The sequence below is a fragment of the Nonomuraea sp. NPDC052634 genome (assembly GCF_040678535.1).
GTDB lineage: Bacteria > Actinomycetota > Actinomycetes > Streptosporangiales > Streptosporangiaceae > Nonomuraea > Nonomuraea fastidiosa.
In genome coordinates this window covers 360,425-376,238 of the sequence record NZ_JBFATY010000004.1, presented here as the reverse complement: position 1 = coordinate 376,238, position 15,814 = coordinate 360,425, and the positions used below count along the sequence as shown (strand labels likewise).

18 protein-coding genes are annotated in these 15,814 nt (G+C 71.1%); 7 read left to right on the top strand and 11 right to left on the bottom strand.

The annotated features are described in order from the left end of the window. Nucleotides 1-64: 64 nt before the first annotated feature. From AB0K67_RS21010 to AB0K67_RS20980, 7 genes are all read right to left on the bottom strand, one after another. The gene (locus tag AB0K67_RS21010; RefSeq protein WP_364062434.1) at nucleotides 65-415 is read right to left on the bottom strand and encodes a hypothetical protein; all 351 of its coding nucleotides are present in this window, start codon (nucleotides 413-415) and stop codon (nucleotides 65-67) included. 47 nt (nucleotides 416-462) lie between these two features. After that, the gene (locus AB0K67_RS21005) at nucleotides 463-1,110 is read right to left on the bottom strand and encodes a GntR family transcriptional regulator (protein WP_364062431.1); all 648 of its coding nucleotides are present in this window, start codon (nucleotides 1,108-1,110) and stop codon (nucleotides 463-465) included. After that, nucleotides 1,107-1,985, bottom strand: coding sequence for an EamA family transporter (locus tag AB0K67_RS21000; protein WP_364062428.1), 879 nt, complete (start codon nucleotides 1,983-1,985; stop codon nucleotides 1,107-1,109). The genes AB0K67_RS21005 and AB0K67_RS21000 overlap by 4 nt, the downstream gene beginning before the upstream one ends. 24 nt (nucleotides 1,986-2,009) lie before the next feature. Beyond that, nucleotides 2,010-2,387: a hypothetical protein gene (locus tag AB0K67_RS20995; RefSeq protein ID WP_364062425.1), complete on the bottom strand. Its 378-nt coding sequence runs from the start codon at nucleotides 2,385-2,387 to the stop codon at nucleotides 2,010-2,012. 586 nt (nucleotides 2,388-2,973) lie between these two features. Further along, on the bottom strand, nucleotides 2,974-4,863 hold the full coding sequence (locus tag AB0K67_RS20990) for a PIG-L family deacetylase (RefSeq protein ID WP_364062422.1): 1,890 nt from the start codon (nucleotides 4,861-4,863) through the stop codon (nucleotides 2,974-2,976). Between the two features lie 549 nt (nucleotides 4,864-5,412). Continuing rightward, nucleotides 5,413-5,937: a GNAT family protein gene (locus tag AB0K67_RS20985; RefSeq protein WP_364062419.1), complete on the bottom strand. Its 525-nt coding sequence runs from the start codon at nucleotides 5,935-5,937 to the stop codon at nucleotides 5,413-5,415. Further along, nucleotides 5,937-6,308, bottom strand: a complete 372-nt coding sequence (locus AB0K67_RS20980; protein ID WP_364062416.1) for an MmcQ/YjbR family DNA-binding protein — start codon at nucleotides 6,306-6,308, stop codon at nucleotides 5,937-5,939. The genes AB0K67_RS20985 and AB0K67_RS20980 overlap by 1 nt, the downstream gene beginning before the upstream one ends. 148 nt (nucleotides 6,309-6,456) lie before the next feature. Here AB0K67_RS20980 and AB0K67_RS20975 point away from each other — a divergent pair, with 148 nt between their 5' ends. The 3 genes from AB0K67_RS20975 to AB0K67_RS20965 are packed head-to-tail and all read left to right on the top strand — an operon-like array spanning nucleotide 6,457 to nucleotide 8,494. Then, nucleotides 6,457-7,263 (top strand): hypothetical protein, encoded by an 807-nt coding sequence (locus AB0K67_RS20975; RefSeq protein WP_364062413.1) that lies wholly within the window; start codon nucleotides 6,457-6,459, stop codon nucleotides 7,261-7,263. Continuing rightward, nucleotides 7,146-7,811 (top strand): DUF4166 domain-containing protein, encoded by a 666-nt coding sequence (locus AB0K67_RS20970; protein WP_364062410.1) that lies wholly within the window; start codon nucleotides 7,146-7,148, stop codon nucleotides 7,809-7,811. The genes AB0K67_RS20975 and AB0K67_RS20970 overlap by 118 nt, the downstream gene beginning before the upstream one ends. Before the next feature lie 20 nt (nucleotides 7,812-7,831). Beyond that, nucleotides 7,832-8,494, top strand: coding sequence for a TetR family transcriptional regulator (locus AB0K67_RS20965; protein WP_364062407.1), 663 nt, complete (start codon nucleotides 7,832-7,834; stop codon nucleotides 8,492-8,494). Here AB0K67_RS20965 and AB0K67_RS20960 read toward each other — a convergent pair. The 3 genes from AB0K67_RS20960 to AB0K67_RS20950 all read right to left on the bottom strand — a co-directional run bounded on the left by AB0K67_RS20960 (nucleotide 8,439) and on the right by AB0K67_RS20950 (nucleotide 10,785). After that, nucleotides 8,439-8,858: a VOC family protein gene (locus AB0K67_RS20960; protein ID WP_364062404.1), complete on the bottom strand. Its 420-nt coding sequence runs from the start codon at nucleotides 8,856-8,858 to the stop codon at nucleotides 8,439-8,441. The genes AB0K67_RS20965 and AB0K67_RS20960 overlap by 56 nt on opposite strands. Before the next feature lie 151 nt (nucleotides 8,859-9,009). After that, nucleotides 9,010-10,140: a hypothetical protein gene (locus tag AB0K67_RS20955; RefSeq protein ID WP_364062401.1), complete on the bottom strand. Its 1,131-nt coding sequence runs from the start codon at nucleotides 10,138-10,140 to the stop codon at nucleotides 9,010-9,012. A gap of 99 nt (nucleotides 10,141-10,239) precedes the next feature. Continuing rightward, nucleotides 10,240-10,785: a helix-turn-helix domain-containing protein gene (locus AB0K67_RS20950; RefSeq protein WP_364063248.1), complete on the bottom strand. Its 546-nt coding sequence runs from the start codon at nucleotides 10,783-10,785 to the stop codon at nucleotides 10,240-10,242. Nucleotides 10,786-10,995: 210 nt separating this feature from the next. Here AB0K67_RS20950 and AB0K67_RS20945 point away from each other — a divergent pair, with 210 nt between their 5' ends. Both AB0K67_RS20945 and AB0K67_RS20940 read left to right on the top strand, forming a co-directional pair. Next, nucleotides 10,996-11,832: an oxidoreductase gene (locus tag AB0K67_RS20945; RefSeq protein ID WP_364062398.1), complete on the top strand. Its 837-nt coding sequence runs from the start codon at nucleotides 10,996-10,998 to the stop codon at nucleotides 11,830-11,832. A 73-nt stretch (nucleotides 11,833-11,905) separates the two neighbouring features. Then, nucleotides 11,906-12,745, top strand: a complete 840-nt coding sequence (locus AB0K67_RS20940) for a helix-turn-helix transcriptional regulator (protein ID WP_364062395.1) — start codon at nucleotides 11,906-11,908, stop codon at nucleotides 12,743-12,745. Between the two features lie 218 nt (nucleotides 12,746-12,963). Here the strand turns inward: AB0K67_RS20940 and AB0K67_RS20935 are convergent, their stop codons facing one another. Then, nucleotides 12,964-13,542, bottom strand: coding sequence for an XRE family transcriptional regulator (locus tag AB0K67_RS20935; RefSeq protein WP_364062392.1), 579 nt, complete (start codon nucleotides 13,540-13,542; stop codon nucleotides 12,964-12,966). 91 nt (nucleotides 13,543-13,633) lie between these two features. On the opposite strand from AB0K67_RS20935, the gene AB0K67_RS20930 reads away from it, so the two are divergent. Both AB0K67_RS20930 and AB0K67_RS20925 read left to right on the top strand, forming a co-directional pair. Further along, nucleotides 13,634-14,587, top strand: coding sequence for an NAD(P)/FAD-dependent oxidoreductase (locus tag AB0K67_RS20930; protein ID WP_364062389.1), 954 nt, complete (start codon nucleotides 13,634-13,636; stop codon nucleotides 14,585-14,587). Further along, the gene (locus tag AB0K67_RS20925; protein WP_364062386.1) at nucleotides 14,584-15,792 is read left to right on the top strand and encodes an MFS transporter; all 1,209 of its coding nucleotides are present in this window, start codon (nucleotides 14,584-14,586) and stop codon (nucleotides 15,790-15,792) included. The genes AB0K67_RS20930 and AB0K67_RS20925 overlap by 4 nt, the downstream gene beginning before the upstream one ends. Nucleotides 15,793-15,814 lie beyond the last annotated feature (22 nt).

The window sequence follows — 15,814 nt, the reverse complement described above, 5'->3', positions numbered from 1 at the left end:
CCGGGCAGCGCGTACGGCGGGCCTGGCTGGTCGAGGTCGGGCAGCGCGTTACGGCAGGCTGGGCTCAGTCGTATTCGAGGTCGGGCAGGGCGGACGGGGGGTCGGGGCTGCGCCAGACGACCACGACGCCGTCGTGGGGCGAGTCGGCCGCCACCTGGAGCCGGTCGACGTCGAAGTCCGGCAGATAGCGCAGGCGGGCGAGAAACGTGGCGTCGGTCGCGTCGCGCGGCACCACGCAGCCCTCGCCGTCGCGGTCGAGCAGGACGTAACGCACCTCTTCCCCCGGACCTGCGACGACACGGACCTCGACCACGTCCTCCCACGCGAGCGCCTCGACGCTCCCGTCCGCGTAGTGACGGGCGACGCCCTCTTCCGTGACGTACACGTAGGAGTCCGGCATCGAATTGCCGTGCATGGCCGCGATTCTTGCGACTTATGGCCGCTTCCCGCAAGGGTCCGTACTCAATGGTGCTGGTGAGAAACCTGCTCGTCGGCGCCCCAGGAATGGCTGAGGTGTTCGGCGACCACCTTGCGGGCGGCCGCCTCCGGACCCGCCGCGATCGCGTCGAGCAGCGCGCGGTGCTCGCTGACCAGCACGTCCCTGTCCTCGTACACCCGGCGCAGACGCACCAGCCCCAGTCTGGTCTCGGCGGCCAGGGCGGAGTAGAGGCGTACGAGCCGCGGGCTGCCGACGGCCTCGATGAGCGCCTGGTGCAGCGCCATGTGCTCGGCCACGACGGCCGCCCAGGGCGCGTCCGCGGGCAGCTCGGCCATGCGGTCGAGCGCCTCCTGGGCCGCCGTCACCCGGCGCCCCGACAGCGCCTGGGCCATCAGGTCTTCGAGCGGCCTGCGGACGTACATGAGGTCGTTCAGGTCCGAGATCGTCACCTCGGGGACATACGCGCTGCGGTTGCGCTCGCGTTTCAGCAGCCCCTCGTGGACCAGCACCGCCAGCGCCTCGCGCACGGTCGGCCTGGCCACCCCGTACGCCGCGGCGATCTCCTGCTCCGGCAGCGGCGTGCCCGGAGAGATCTCACCGGAGAGCACCCTTGCACGCAGGGCGTCGGCCAGCGCGTCGACGGTCGAGACTGGTCTGAGAGGCTGGTTCACGGCAGCGACTCTAGTGCCCTTTCGCGTTGCCTCTCCGGCAGAGCCACCACCACCAGCGCGATCGCCAGCGCCACGAGCCCGGCGATGGACACCGGACCGAGGCGTTCGTCCAGCACCACGACGCCCAGCAGCGCCGCCACCGCCGGCTCCGACAGTGCGAGCGTGGCGGCCGTGGCCACCGGCGTGGTGCGCAGGCCCCTGCCGTACAGGACGTAAGACAGCGCGGTCGTGCCGAGGCCCAGGTAGGCGACGGCGAGCAGGCCCTTCGGATCGGCCAGCCACGTCACGCCGTTCAGCAGCAGGACCGGAAGCATGATGACCGCGGCGCCGCCGAACAGCACGCCCATCACCGCGTCCGACTCGGCTCCCCTGCCGATGGCGCGGGACGCGCTGACCGCGTAGAACGCGTACAGCAGGCCGCCGAGCAGCGCGAACGCCACCCCCACCGCCGCCTGGCCGCCTTGCGCGCCGCCGTCGTCACCGCCGACGAGCAGGGCCGCGCAGCCACAGATCGCCGCGGTCGTCGCCAGTGCCCAGCGCGCGTTCGGCCGCTGCCGGTGCAGCAGCCACGACAGCAGCCCGGTGAAGACGGGACCGCTGCCGATCGCCACCACCGTACCGATCGCCACCCCGGTGCGGCTGACGGCGGCGAAGAAGCAGAGCTGGTACGCGGCCACGGCCACGGCGGCGAGCAGCAGCGACGGGCTCACCGCCCGCTTGAGCCGCGCCCCGGCCAGCAAGGCAAGGGCCGTGCCGCCGATGACCAGGCGGGCCGCGGCCAATGCGACGGAGTCGGCGGAGACGAGCAGGCCCGCCGTACCGGCCGTGCCCCAGAGCACGGCGGCGGCCACGACCGCGAGGGGTCCGTACTTCATACGGGCCAGTGTACTGTCTAATTGTCAGACAATCGCATCCAATAATCGGTCGATGAGCCGTCCGGCCGCCTGTGCCACCTCGCCCGCGTAGTCGTCGAGCACCGTCAGCGCGTCCTCGATCTCAGCGAAGGTCTCGGGCGGCAGCGTCATGAGGTCGTCCGCCTCGGCCGTCACACCGCCCTCCACCCGGAAGCCGCCGTCCGTGGCGGCGATGGACACATGGAAGGCGACCTCGCGCCCGTCGGGCAGAATGAACAGCGTGCCGACACGCGCGCCGGCCGGGGGCATGAGGTAGGAGAACGGGGCGCTGCGTACGAAGGGATGCCGTGATTCCGCGAGAATCCCGGCGGCCCGGCTGAGGGCCACCAGCAGGTTGGCCGCGGCCAGACTCTCGCCGTCCACAGCCAAAGCCTAGATCAGGCCGCACGCCCCGACCACCCGTCCTCCCACCCACCCCCGGTCAGCACACCACACCCCACGGCCTGCGGGGGAACCGACCACGCCCGGTCAGCACACCACACCCCACGGCCTGCGGCGAACCGACCACGCGCCGGCCCCTGTTCCGGCCGCGCCCTGCGCCCTGAAACCGGCTCGCCCACACTTCGTGGGGCCGGTCTGCCGCACGCCCCAAGGCCCGGCCCGCAGCCCCGCCCGCCCCGACACCGACCCGCCGTCCCGCAGACCCCCGACACCAGCCCGCCGCACGCTTCGTGGACCGACCCGCCGTCCCGCAGACCCCCGACACCAGCCCGCCGCACGCTTCGTGGACCGACCCGCCGCACGCCGGACCCGGGCCGCAGCCCCGCGCGCTCCCAGGCCGGGCATGCGCCCCCCGGCTCACACCGACGGGCGCCGCACAGGCCCTGGGCCTTGGCCGCCACACCTGCGACCAGCGGAGCCGAGCGCCGCAGTGGACCGGGGCGAGCGGCGCGCACAGACCGGCCGGTGCCGTACCGCAGCAGGGCCGGTCGGCGTCGCACGCAGTCGCCTAGCCGAGGGTTTCCCAGTCGGCGAAGGGGCCGTCCGGGTCCAGGGCGGTCTGCTCGCGGACGTGGAGCTTGCCGTCCACCCCGACAGCGAACAGCAGCACCGCACCGTTCTCGTCCAGGGTCGCCGCCGGGTAGTCGGTGATGAAGCCGCCGAGGTCGGTCCAGGTGCCGTAGGCGCCGTTCGGGCTCTGCTGCACCGCGACGCTCACCCCGGCGTCGGCGTTGCGGTGGAACATCAGCACGCGAGCGTCCGGGCCCGGCGGGGTCGTGATCAGTTCAGGCTCGCCTACGCCCGCGTGGCCGCCGATCACGACCGGAGCCGGCTCCCACGGGCCGCCGGGTGCGGACTGCCGGGTGACGACCAGCTCGGCGGTGCCCGCCTTGCGGTACGCCACCGCGATCCGCCCGTCCTGCGAGAGCGCCGCCGTCGGCGGGCTGGCCGGAACCTCGGACGGCAGCGTGTCGTCGAGCACGAACCCGCCGCCCGACTGGTGCCAGCGCAGGATGCGGGTCGCCGTACTGGCGAACAGCTCGATCCCGCCCTGCGGATCGGCGGCGACCGCCAGCCCGTCCTGGACGCCGCTCCCGGGCAGGTCCGTCCAGGAGCCCCACGTGGTCGAGCCGGCCGCCGTCTGGGCACGCGTGCTCACACCGCCCGCGCCGTTCCTGACGAAGATCCGCAGCCGCCCGTCACCGTCACGGGCGACCACGGGGGTGCCCATGTGGATGGGGTCGCCGGTGCCCGGGTTGCCGTGGTTCGCCCAGGTCGCGGCCCAGCCGCCGCCCGGCGCGGTCTGGCGCAGGGAGACCACGGTGTCGTCGGACATCCGCCGGGCGAAGATCTGCATCCGGCCGCCGGCGTCGAGCTCCACGCTGATCCCCTGCGCGAGCGGCCCACCGGCGTCGGCGAGCGCGGCCGGCCCCGTCCACTGCCCGAGCGCGTCCCGCGCGTACGCGTACGCCCGCCCGCTGCGCACCACGAACACGTGCGGCAGCCCGCTGCCGTCCCGCCCCGCCCAGGCCGTCCCACGGGCCCAGCGGTAGTACAGCCGCGACTCCCGGCCGTCCGGGTCGAACGGGTCGTAGGTGTTGTAGTGCTGGAGGATCGACAGCTTCTGCGCGATGGCGGGCGGCGCCAGGTTCACCGGGGCGTCGGTGATGTTGTAGTCGCGGTAGTGGAGCTGGATGAGCGGCACGCCGTACGCGGCCGCCGACTCCCTGGCGAACATGGTCGCGCCCACGTGGTCGGCGTGGCCGCGATGCTCGGGCATCGGGTCGAGCGCGCGCACCACGGTGGGCCGGTAGTGCCGCATCATCCCGGACAGCACGTTGATCACGTCCTGGGTGTCGTACGTGAACGACTGCGTGATCTGGCTGCCCTGCGGAATGATCGTGTGGTCCACGAAGTCGTCACCCCAGACGAACCAGCCGAGCTGGCCGTCGCGCAGGTTCATGAAGACGAGCTGGACCTGCGGGGCGTCCTTGAGCGTGAACCGCTCGACCTGGCGGCCAGAGAGGGTCCAGACGTCGCCCTCCCACTCCTCCTGGTCCTGCGGGTCGGCGTCCGGTACGCCGGCCATCCTCGCGTACGCGTCCTGAATGCCGCGCTGCCGGTTACGGGCCCGTTCGGCGTCGGTGTCGCCCAGCCCGGTGATCTGGCCGGCGGTGATGAACACGGTCACGCTCGGCATCCCGGCCTGGATGGAGTCGTGGACGTCGGGGTTCATGAACAGCAGGTCGTCGTCCTGGTGTGCCACGACCTGCATGAATCGTGCCTCCGGCGTGGTGGTCGCGGCATGTCCCGTCCCCGCCGCCGGTACGAACACCGCCAGTGCTCCGAGGACGGTCAGCAGCCGCCTGGATAACGCCGTGGCTTCTCGTACGCGCATCTTTCTCTCCCCCACCGCTGTCGAATCAGGTCTCGGTTACAGACCCGAAGCCGATGCTGATCAGTCCGTAATCGGCTGCCAAGAGAAAAGGGGATAACAACTGCGTAACTCGGCCTCGATGCGCGCCCCCGAAACGCCTTCGGAGACGCCGGGCAACAGGCCGTCACTATGTTTTCGGCTTCCCTTTTTACGCCTCCATCGCATCATTCGGCGGAAACGACAAGGGAAAATGCCCGCACTTAGCTTTTCACAGTAGCCGTACGTGATCAGTGAATCGCTCTGGCGAGAGTGAATACGGTCGTGGCGGCGAGGACGGCGCGTTCCACTGGCGCGGGCGAGCGGTTGACGTTTCCGACCGCACAGAGAAAGCGATTAGCGCCTGATATGCCGGCGTTCGCGAGCGGGCCGCGATCGCGCTCATCGACTTCCGCGAGTCAGCCGCCGGCCCGCGCGGCCGACGTGACGCTCACGACGGCCTCGGCCGATCCGCGTCGCCGCTCGATCAGGCGGCCGGGGCGCGCGCCTGCGCCCCGAGGGCCGGCGACGTGATCAGGGATATGCGTCGGTGGCGAGGCGGGCGTGGCGTTCGACGTCGTACCGCACGCCCTCGTAACAGAGCCGCCCCCGCTCGATGCCCTCGGCCAGGAACCCGGCCTTGACAGCGACCCGGCACGAGGCCGGATTGTTCGTACGGTGCCCCAGCTCCAGCCGGAACAGCCCGCGTTCCTCGAACGCCCACTTCGCGAGCAGCCTGGTGCCGGCCACCGCGATGCCGCGCCCTCTGGCCTCGGGCACGACCCAGTAGGACACCCAGCCGTTGCGGTGATCATCGATCCTGGTCACCGCCACGTTGCCGACGACCCGTTCTCCGCCGTCACCCTCCTCGATGATGGCGAAGGCGTGGCCGACACCCTCCCATGAGGCGATCCAGCCGCCGGCGTCCTTGAGCGTGACCACCGGCCACGGAGCCTGCGTCCGCATGTCGGGAGCTTGGAAGGCACGCAGCACGACGGGCGCGTCGTCCTCGCGCCACTCGCGCAGCCGGACGTTCAAGAGGGGCACAGTGTCGGACATTACCCGTATTGCACCCGTTGCCCGATCGGGTGGGTCGCCTCGAAGTCCTCCACGAGCTGCTTGGGCGCGGTCAGGCACCATGCCTCGACCACCAGCTCGAACAGCTCGTCGGCGTCGATCTTGTCGAGATGCACCACCACCCAGCCGAACCGCCCGGCGGTGAACTGCACCTCGAAGACCTCGGGCCGCTCGTTGACCAGCGCGATCTGCTCCTCGATGGTGGCCTTGAGCCCGACGGTCTCGGTGGCCTCCCACAAGTAGCCGAAGCCCTTGTCGCGCACCTTGATGCCGACCCACTCGCCCCCATGGCTCAAGCGCACCTCGGGCAGCTCGTCCAGCATCGCCAGGAACTCGTCCACGGTCACTCCCATGTCCGCCTGTGTACCAGACGGGTCCGACAGTTCCAGCCGCCTTGAGCGGTCGCTCAAAACGTGCCGCCCCGAGGTCTTGAGCGGTCGCTCAAATCGTCCTACGCTCATTTGAGCACTCGCTCAAACCCTTGCCTTGAGGACGTGCGCCATGCGCATCTACGTCGAGACCCTGATCAGCGCCGACATCGACCAGGTGTGGCGGACCACCCAGGACCTCCCCCTGCACCAGCGCTGGGACCTGCGCTTCGGCCACATCACCGCGCTGCCGTCCGGCCACATGCGCTACTCGACGCTGGGCATCAGCGGCACGGCCGTCGCCACGGGAGACCGCGACGCCCCCGACGGCACCCGTACGTCAGCGCTGCGCTTCGGCTCCACCCACCCGCTGTCCCCGATCCGCTCCGGCTCCGGCTACTGGCGCTACCTGCCCACGCCCGCCGGCATCCGCTTCCTCACCTTGTACGACTACCGCCCCCGCCTGCTGCCCCGCCGCCTGATGTGGTGGGCCACCGCCTGGTCGTTCGACCGGCTGCGCCTGTGGCTGGAGACCGGCCTCACCCCCGAGCGAGCGCTGCGGCGGGCGCTCGCCGAGGTCGCCGTACGCGTGGCCGCCGTCGTCGCGGCCGGCCTGGCCCTGCCCCTGTGGGCGGCGCTGACCGTGGCGGTCCTGGCGCTGCTGTGGCCGCCGCTCCCCGGCACCCCGGCCGCCCGCCGCTGCCTGCGCCACCGCCCCATCACAGAGCATCGCCCGATCACAGAGCACCGCCCCGTCGCAGAGCAACGCCGCACCTCAGCGCACCGCCCCGTCGCACAGCACCGATCCCGTCTGGAGGCACCATGCCCTCGATCTTCCAGCGCGCACTCGGCACTCGCTTCGACCGCCTCCACCCCCAGCTCCAGCGCCGCTTCGGCGTCGGACTCGACTCCGGAGAAGCGTGCATCGGCACCGGCGTGATGAACCGGGTCTGGAACGCGGGCCTCATCGTCCGCCCGTTCCTCGCCCTCGGCAGCCGCCGCAACATCCTCGCCACCGACACCGGCCGCGACGTGCCGTTCCGCATCGAGAACTACCCGTACGCCGACTCCTACGGCCGCGAGACCGTCACCTTCGTCCGCACGTTTCCCCGCAGCCGCTTCGACGCGACCATGATCTACGACGAGGAGCGCGGCGAGATCGTCGACTACCTGGGCACCCACCAGCACCTCGCCGTCCCGCTGGCGCTCTCGGTGGACGACCGCGGGGGCCTGATCATCCGCTCCGGCCCCCAGCGCCTGCTCGGACCGCTCGTGCTGCCCGTCCCCGCCGCCGCCACCGGCACCGCCGTGGTCACCGAGCACTACGACGACCAGGCCGAGCGGTTCAGGGTCGCGGTGACCGTGACGAACCCGCTGCTCGGCCGGATCTTCGGCTACTGGGGCAGCTTCACGGTCTCGTACGTGAACGTCGCGGAGCACGGCGTTCCCGCTACGGTGAGGCCCAGACGGGAGGAGGCCCGTCGCTGACCTGCACTCGGAGTGGAGCGGTGGCCGACACGCGTACGAAGCTGCTCGAAGCGGCGCTCGAGGTCCTGAGCACGTCCGGCATGTCCGGGGCGTCGGCGCGCACCATCGCCGCCGCGGCCGGCGTCAACCAGGCGCTGGTCTTCTACCATTTCGGCAGCGTCGACCAGCTCCTGTCCGCCGCCTGCGCCCACGGCTCGACCCGCCGCGTCGAGCGCTACCGCGAACGCTTCGCCGCCGTCACCACCCTGCGCGAGCTGCTCGACCTCGGCCGCGAGGTGCACGCCGAAGAGGCCGCCGAAGGCAACGTCGCCGCGCTCGCGCAGCTCCTCGCCGGCAGCCAGACCGACGAGAAGCTGGCACCCGCCGTGGTCGCCGGGCTCAACCTGTGGATCGGCGAGGTGGAGCAGACGCTCAGGCGGGTGCTGGCCGGCTCACCGCTCGCCGAGTTCGTGGACGTGGCGGGGCTCGCCAAGGCGACCGCGGCCGCGTTCGTGGGCCTGGAGCTGTACGACGGCGTCGACGGCGACGGCGCGGCGCAGGCGCTCAATGCCCTCGACCAGCTTGCGGGCCTGGTGACGGCCCTGGAGGACATGGGCCCCGTGGCGCGCCGCGCCGTACGCGCGAGGCTCACTCGTAGTATCGGGCCTCGATCACGTTCCCGTCGGGATCAGGGAAATAGATAGTCTCCGGCGCGATGCCGCGCGCGCCGAACGAGTTGGTGCCGGTGCCGGTGATCTCCACCTGGTGTTTCTTGAGACGCAATTTGAGGGCGTCGAAATCCTCTTTCCCGAACGCCAGGCAGAAATGGTTGACCGGGTGCCCGGCGCTGCCGTGGACCCCGGTGCCCTCGTCCACGCCGCGCATCGCCTCGAACGACATCAGGTCGAGGATGCAGTCGGGCGTGATCCGCACGCTCGGGAACGGTGCCTTCCCCTCACGGAACTCCTCGGCTCGCACCCCGGGCAGCCCGATCACCTGCTCGTAGAAATGGAGCGAGGCGAGCTGATCGGAGACCCAGCAGACGAGATGGTCAAGGCGTACGCGCATGAAAACACCTCCGCTTTCTTTCCAATATCCTTTCTTCTTTTCGCCGTGTCCACCTGCCGAGGTGGACGGCCTTCAGATCGAAAGCGGCGGTTCATTCCGCGTTGGGGTCCGATTTCGCATCCCGGGTAGGCGACCCGCGCCCGCGCCCTGCTCAGCCGTACTGCCGCTCCGCCTCCTCATAGGCGGGCAGGCGCGGCTTGTGCCACTTCAGCCAGCCCTCGTCGTTCTCCTTCTCCCACTCCGTGTCCTTGGGCCTGGTCTCCACCCACCGCACCATCCTGCGCATCTCGGCCAGGCTGGCGTCGTTCACCAGCAGTCCCGGCAGGTCCATGGTGATCCGCTTGGGCATGATCTCGTAGACCTGCATGAACCTGTTGTTCGGCTCTTCGAGGAAGTCACGGGTGCGGCTGTCGGGAGTGCCGCCGAAGTCCCAGAACTCGTCCCAGCCGCTGCGGTCCGGGTCCGCCACCCTGACGAAGTTCTCCCTGCACCAGGCGGCGATCTCCTCATACCATCGCGCCGCCGTGCCGAACCTGCCGCACAGGGCGGCCAGCGAGGTGATGTTCCCGTAGATCTGCCGTAGCGCGCCCTGCGCTTTCGCGGCGGCTTCGCCGTACCACGGGGCGTCGTTCAGGTCCTGCGCGCGCAGCCGGAACAGGTTCGCCATCTCGACGAGGGACTCGGCTCTTTCCTCGAACCGGACCGGGTCGATCCAGAGGTCGAGTTGGCCGAGGTCCTTCTTCAGCTTGTCCGCCGTCATGTCGTCGACGCCGTACGAGATCCCCTTCGGCAGTTCCAGAGACACGCTGACGTTGGGATAAAGGTCGCTCGGCTCCGCCAGGATGTCGGCAGGCGGGTCGCCTTTCAACCGGGACACGAGACGATCGTCCAGCCGGTCCAAGGGGATGTCGCCCAGCTTCGGGTTCTCCGCGAGGTCGTACCTGGTGGCGGCGCGCTCGATCAGCATCCCCGCCATGCCGATCTCGGTGTGCAGATCGCTCCAGAACTGGTTGACGTAGTAGTCGGCCATATTGAACAGGGTCGACAGCTCGCGGGGCAGAGCCCAATGCATCTCGGGCCAGCCCGGCTGGTCATGCCAGTAGGGCTGGCCGCGGAGAGCCAGGTCCGTGATGCGGCCGGCGACCGATTTGACGCCCTTGCGGTCGATGTGGAAGCCCTCCGCGTGACGCTCGTCCTCCAGGCCCGGCCAGGTGGGCGGCAGGCGCGGCTCGGTGTCCCAGGAAGACCATTGCTCGGAGGGGGTGGGATCTGGCTCGCGCATCTGAACTCCGATCTTGCTGGGGGTCGCAACACCCTATGGAGATCGTTAACAGACCCGCAACCGTCAATTCCCTCCGATGTGAGGTCACCTCGATGCCGCTCAGTCGCGGCCGACGCCTTTGAGCCAGCTCTCCACGACGAGGTCGGCGGCGCGCGGCGGGTCGAGGTCGGGCAAGCGGTGGGCGGCGATGTCGATCAGGCCGTCGAGCATCGCGCGTGCCCACTCCTGCGGCACGTCGCCGCGGATCAGCCCCTCGTCGGCGGCCCGCCGTACGAACCGGTCGAGCCGGGCGCTCTGCTCCTTCATGCGCGCGCTCGCCGCCTCGTTCGCGCGCATCATCCGCCGTACGTCCACCGGCCACTCCCTGCTGACCGGGATGATGCCCTCGACGTAGCGGTGCAGCGCCACCGCCACCGGCGCCTCCACCAGCCTGGCCTCGTCCAGGACCTGCTCGGAGCCGTCGAGCTTGGTCTGAAAGACGGCGGCGAGCAGCGCCTCCCGGGTCGGGAAGCGGCGGTAGACGGTCCTGCGATCGACCCCGGCCGCGGCGGCGATGGCGCTCATGCTCGTCGCGGGGTCCTCGGCCAGCAGGCGGGCGCCCGTAAGCAGAACGGCCCGCAGGTTACGCGCGGCGTCGGCTCTCATCACCCGCCCAGTTTAGACGCGATGTGACAGATGCCTCTTTGACAGACACACATCAGAGGCATATACAAACAAGAGACGCCACAGTTATGTGGCACTTACTGAAGCTAGACGCAGACGTAAGACGACAGGACGCACACGCGCCTCGAGATCGGCCGGCGCGCGATCACGCCCTACCGCCTCGCGACTCACGACGACCAAGGAACAACCACCATGACGATTTGGCTCATCACCGGCAGCTCGCGCGGGTTCGGGCGGGCGCTCGCCCAGGCCGCGCTCGACCGCGGCGACCACGTGCTCGCCACCGCCCGCGACCCGCGTCGCCTCGACGACCTCGTCCAGCGGTACGGCGACCGCGTCCGCACGTTCCCCCTCGACGTCACCGACGCCGAGGCCGCCCGCGCCGCCGTCCGTGAGGCCGTGACCGCGTTCGGCCGGCTCGACGTCGTCGCCAACAACGCCGGCTACGCCAACTCCTCGGCCATCGAGGAAACCCCGGACGACGACTTCCGCGCCCAGGTCGAGACCAACTTCTACGGCGTCGTCAACGTCACCAAGGCCGCACTCCCCGTCCTGCGCGCCCAGCGGTCCGGCCACTTCATCCAGTTCTCCTCGATCGGGGGCCGGGTGGGCGGCTCGCCGGGCCTGGCGGCGTACCAGTCGGCCAAGTTCGCGGTCGAAGGCTTCTCCGAGGTGCTGAACAACGAGGTCAAGCCGTTCGGCGTCAAGGTGACCATCGTGGAGCCTGGAGCGTTCCGTACGGACTGGGCCGGCTCCTCCATGCGCACCGTCACCCCCGGCCCCGACTACGAGCAGACCGTCGGCGCCATGGGATACCGCCGCGCCGGCTTCGACCGCTCCGCCCCCGGCGACCCCGCCCGCGCCGCCCGCATCCTCTGCGACATCGTCGACCTCGACGAGCCGCCCCTGCGCCTCCTCCTCGGCAAGGACGCCCTCGAAATCGCCGAGGAGTCCTCCCGCGAACGCGCCGAAGAGGCCACCCGCTGGTCCCACCTCACCCTCGCGGCCGCCTTCTCACCCGGCGAATGACCCGCCTGACCTGCTTGTCATAGGACTATCAGGGCCAGGACCGGTCCACGCCGGTTGATGCACACTGTCTGATATGGCAACGACAGAACTCGGCGCGGCCCTGCGGCACTGGCGCGACCAGGTCTCACCCGAGGCGGCCGGGCTGCGCGCGGGCGGCCGCAGGCGCGCCGCCGGGCTGCGGCGCGAGGAGCTGTCCCAGCTGGCGGGCATCTCCGTCGACTATCTCACCCGCCTCGAGCAGGGCCGCGCCACCAAGCCGTCCGCGCAGGTCGTCGAGGCGCTCGCCCGCGCCCTGCGGCTCGGCAGCGACAGCCGCGCCCACCTCTTCCAGCTCGCCGGCCTCGCCGTCCCCGGGGCGAAGATCGTGCCCGCGTACATCCCGCCGAGCGTCCACCGCATGCTGGACCGGCTCACCGGCACCCCGGTCGCGGTCTTCGACGCCGCCTGGACCCAGCTGCTCGCCAACCCCCTCTACACCGCGCTGATGGGCGACTGGCGGGGCGACGACCTCAACGCCGTGTGGCGCAACTTCGCCGGCGCCGGCACCCGCGTCCGCCACACCCCTGAATCGCTCGGCGCCCTGCGCGCCGCCCAGGTCGCCGACCTGCGCAGAACCGCCGCCCGCTACCCCGACGACCGGCGGCTGCACCAGCTCATCGCCCGCCTGCGCGACAACAGCCCCGAGTTCGAAGCCCTCTGGGAGTCCGGCGCCGTCGGCCGCCACGAGTCCGCCCGCAAGACCATCGACCACCCGCAGGTCGGCGCCATCACGCTGGACTGCGACGTGCTCGTCGTCGCCGGCGAGGACCTGCGCATCATGGTCTACACGGCCGAACCGGGCAGCGAGGACGCCGAACGCCTCGCCCTCCTCGCCGTCATCGGCACCCAGGACCTCACCGCCCAGCGCCCGTAACCGGCCGCTCTACTCGGTGTCCTTCGGGTGCCGAGGAGCCGCGTAGATGCCGGCACCCGTGAATCACCGGATCCCCACGCTTCGGGCTCACGCGGATACCTGGACGGGAAGACCTCCGGCAAGGCGATGTCAGAACACATTCTGATGACGCGAGTTCCGCAACCCGCAGGCGTGCTGACGATCCGGCCTACCGGCCGGACACGCCCTCGAGTGCCGTGTCAGCGCTGTGAGGTGCGCAGGTGGATGCGCTCGCCCTGCTTGCCGAACAGGCTGAGCACCTCGACGCTGCCGTGTCCCGCGGCGCCGAACCAGTGGGGGATCTGGCAGTCGAACTCGGCCGCCTCACCGGGGCCCATGACGAAGTCGTGGTCGCCCAGCCGCACGCGAAGGCGTCCGCGAAGCACGTAGAGCCACTCGTACCCCGTGTGGGTCCGCAGGTGGGGTTCCTCGTCGTGAGCCGGGATGGTCATCTTGTACGCGCGCGGCTCGCCCTGCTGCCGGGACAACGGGATCAGCACCCGGCCGCCCCTCGTGGTGGGCTGCTGCGGCACGCGCGGATCGACGATCCGGGGCGCGGCGACGATCTCGTCGAGGGGGATGCCCAGCGCCGCGGTGATCGGCAGCAGCAGTTCGAGGCTCGGCTTGCGCTGGGCCGACTCCAGCCGCGAGAGCGTGCTGGTCGAGATGCCGGTGGCGCGCGCGAGCTCGGCCAGGCTGACGCCCTTCTTCTCGCGGGCGCGTCGCAGCCGGGGAGCTATCTGCTCGATCACGGCGTTGACGCTCGGCTGCTGCTCCATGGAACGCAGTCAACCAATCCGTCCCGGAAACAGCAAGGATCTTTGCCGGTCCCGGGTACGCGTCCCCATCCTTCAGGCGGAGGTGATCCCAGTGGACACAACGATGTGGGACGCGATCATCGTCGGCGGTGGAGCCGCCGGCCTGTCGGCGGGCGTCGTGCTCGCCAGAGCGCGGTTCGCGACCCTGGTCGTGGACGGCGGCGCGCCGAGGAACGGCCCCGCCGATCACATGCACGGGTACCTGACCAGGGACGGCATGGCGCCGAGCGCGTTCATCGCGACCGGGAGGGACGAGTTCACGAGGTACGGAGGCACGCTCGCCCTTGCGTCGGTCACCGCCGCGCGGCGCGCCGCCGACGGCATGTTCGAGCTGCGGCTCGACGACGGCCGAGCGCTGCGCGCCCGCTCGGTGCTGGTCGCGACCGGGCTGACCGACGAGCTGCCCGACATTCCGGGACTGCCGGAACGCTGGGCGTCCCAGGTGCATCACTGCCCCCACTGCCATGGCTACGAAGTGCGCGGGCGCACCATCGTCGTGATCGGCAGCGCGATGGCGGCGACGTCGGCGCACCTGGCCGCGCTGCTGCGCCGCTACAGCGACTCGGTGACGTTCTGCGTCAACGCCACCGAGATCGGCGAGGTCGAGCGGCGCCGACTCACCGCGTACGGCGTGCGCGTGATCGACGCACGGGTCACGGCGATCACGACGAGCGCCGGTCCGCCCGGAGCCGCGAGCCCGGTCTCGGTCGTGCTCGGGAACGGCGAGACGATCACGTGTGACGCCGTCTTCGTGGCGCCCCGCCCGAGGCCCCATGACGCGGTGCCGGCCATGCTCGGCGCGGCCAGGGACCCGGAGACCGGCCTCATCGCCGTCGATGCCCGTGGCGCCACGAGCGTCCCCGGGCTGTGGGCGGCGGGGAACGTGGTCAACCCCCGGGCCCAGGTCGTCACCGCCGCGGGCGCGGGCTCCACCGCCGCCATCGCCATGACCGCCTGGCTGCTCGATCGGGAGCTGGCCGCCGCCGTTGAAGGCGGGGTCCGATGACCGCCACCGAGACGCCGCCGAGCACTCGCTCCCGCCGGCTGCCCGCCGGCGTCTACCTGCTGGGCTACAGCCTGTTCGCGATGGGGAGCGCGGAGTTCCTCCTGGCCGGCGTGCTGCCGGGAGTCGCCGCCGACCTGAACGTCCCGCTCTCATCGGCCGGCTACCTGATCACCGCTTTCGCGCTGGGCGTCGTGGTCGGCGGGCCGCCGCTGGCCGTGCTCAGCCTCCGCTGGCCGCGCCGCACCGCGCTCGTGGCGGCGCAGGGCCTCTTCGCGGCCTCGGTGGCGATCGGGCTGCTGGGCGGCTATGAGGTGTTGCTGCTGTCGCGGGTGGTCACGGGCATCGCGTACGCGGGCTTCTTCGCCGTCGCGTCCGTGACCGCGATCAGCCTGGTGACGCCGGACCGCACCGCGCGCGCCTCCGGGGTCGTGGTCAGCGGGCTGAGCGTGGCGATGGTGGCCGGCGGTCCCGCGGGCACGCTGCTCGGCCATCTCATCGAATGGCGCACCGGTTTCTGGGCGATCGTGGTCCTCACGGCGGCCGGGATCATCGGATGCCTCATCGGGATCCCCGCCGCCGCCCCGGGCGCCGGGCGGGCCGCCGAGCCCAGCGTCGCGCGGGAGCTCGCCACGATGCGCAGGCCGATGCTCTGGGGCGTGTACGCGATCACGATCCTGACCACCGCGGCGTACATGATCACATACAACTATCTGGCCGCCATGCTCGCCGGCATCACCCGCGTCCCCGGGGTCTGGATCCCGGCCGTCCTCGCCCTGTTCGGGGTGGGCGCCTTCGCCGGGTTGTCCATCGGCGGCCGGATCTCCGACCGGCGTCCCCACTTCGCGCTTCTCACCGGGGCGGCGGCGATCGTGATCCTGTCGGTCGTGATGACCGCTGCGATCCGGCACGTCTGGGCGGCGGTGCCCGCGGTCTTCCTGCTCGGCGTCGCCGGGTTCGTGCTGAACCCCGCCGTGTACGGACGCGTCTTCGCCATCGCCGTCGGCGCGCCGACGCTCGCCGGGGCGACCACCGTGTCGGCCTTTCAGCTGGGCATCAGCCTCACCCCCGTGCTGGCGGCGGTCCCGCTGGCCGGTGGGGGCGCGCTCACCTCGGTCTGTCTGATCGGCGCCGCACTCGCCGCGATCAGTGTGCCGCTGATCCTCCTGGACCGGGCCACCGCGAGGAACACCGCCCGGCCGTCCTGAGCCCAGGGCCGCACCGGTCGGG